The sequence below is a fragment of the Micromonospora sp. NPDC004540 genome (assembly GCF_040610095.1).
Taxonomy (GTDB): domain Bacteria; phylum Actinomycetota; class Actinomycetes; order Mycobacteriales; family Micromonosporaceae; genus Micromonospora.
Map to the genome: position 1 here is coordinate 1 of NZ_JBEXLR010000214.1, position 1,224 is coordinate 1,224.

Here is a 1,224-nt window from a genome sequence, read left to right on the forward strand (position 1 = left end):
CTGGCCAACGTGGGCCGCAGCGTGAAGAGCCGTCCGGACGAGCCGTTCGTGCGGTCGGTGCTGGTCAACGCGCCGTTCTACCGAAACCGCACGCTCTGCCCGGTGGCCGGGGTCCGCATGATCGCCTTCCTGCCGACGGTCAGCGCGGCGGAGGCGCCGCCCGGCGAGTACAGCCGGATCCCGGTGTTCCAGATGCCCGCCCTGCACGGCGGGCTGATCGGCCAGCGGCTCGCTCAGGACCGGGTGGAGGACTTCCTCGCCGGTGGCCGGGTCGACCAGCCACGCCGCGAGTACCGCCTGCTCCAGCGGCTGGGCGCGGCCTGGCAGGCCCCGCCGCTCGCGCTGGCCCTGAACCCGGTGTGGTCGGCGGACCGGGAGGGCGACCCGGCCTTCACCGGCCGGATCTGCGAGCCCCGCTGACCGGCGGCCTCACCCCGCCCGGCGGGTGGCCCGGCGGTGCCGGAGCAGGAGCCGGATCGCGGCCGCGTCGAGGGCGGCCACCAACACCAACCGGATCGGCGCGTACGGCAGCAGGAGCAGGTCCACGACGAGCGCCAGCGCGGCGCAGCCGATCGCCACGGCGGCCGCGTCCCGCCGGCCGCTGATCGCCACCAGCCCGGCGAGCGCCACCGCGGCCCCGACCACCAGGTGCAGCCAGGTCCAGCCGGCGACGTCGACCGGGTAGAGGCCTTCCTCGCCCAGCACGATGAACGATCCGGACCGGAGCATCCCGTACGCGGCCAGCACGTCGGTCAGGCCGGTGGCGACCAGCAGCCCACCGGCGAGCAGCGGACGATCGGTCCGGTCCGGGGCCGTCCCGGTCGCCTGCGGAGAACGCATTCCCCGAGGTTACGGCGCTGGCCGCGGCCGGGTTCGCGAGACGGCGCAGCCCGACCGGGCGGGGCACGGTCCCGGCGCTCGCGGCGCCGCCCCCGCACCGGGTGGTGAACGGGACGCGAAACTTCGGCACCCTCGTCGAGTTCTCCGCGGCCAACAGCAAGGACCCGGGCGACTACCTGATCGGCGAGAAGCTGCGCAGCAGCGGCGCCCCGCTGCGCTACATGGACAAGCCCTCCAAGGACGGCTCCTCCGCCGACTGCTGGAGCAGGTCCGTCGGCCGGCTGGACGTGCACTACTCCTCCGGCGTGGCGAACCACTTCTTCTACCTGCTCGCCGTCGGCAGCGGCTCCTCGTCGTACGGCAACAGCCCGACCTGCAACGGCA

The 1,224-nt window shown here is 74.6% G+C and carries 2 protein-coding genes and 1 pseudogene; 2 read left to right on the top strand and 1 reads right to left on the bottom strand.

Annotation, left to right across the window (positions count from 1 at the left end):
• A pseudogene (locus ABZV78_RS31795) lies at positions 1-420 on the top strand (hypothetical protein); the annotation flags it as partial.
• A gap of 9 nt (positions 421-429) precedes the next feature.
• Here the strand turns inward: ABZV78_RS31795 and ABZV78_RS31800 are convergent.
• Positions 430-840 carry a hypothetical protein gene (locus tag ABZV78_RS31800; protein WP_355644567.1) on the bottom strand — a complete coding sequence of 137 codons (411 nt, stop codon included), beginning with the start codon at positions 838-840 and terminating at the stop codon, positions 430-432.
• Between the two features lie 104 nt (positions 841-944).
• On the opposite strand from ABZV78_RS31800, the gene ABZV78_RS31805 reads away from it, so the two are divergent.
• Positions 945-1,224 (top strand): M4 family metallopeptidase (locus ABZV78_RS31805; RefSeq protein WP_355644569.1); only part of this gene is annotated, 280 nt, incomplete at its 3' end.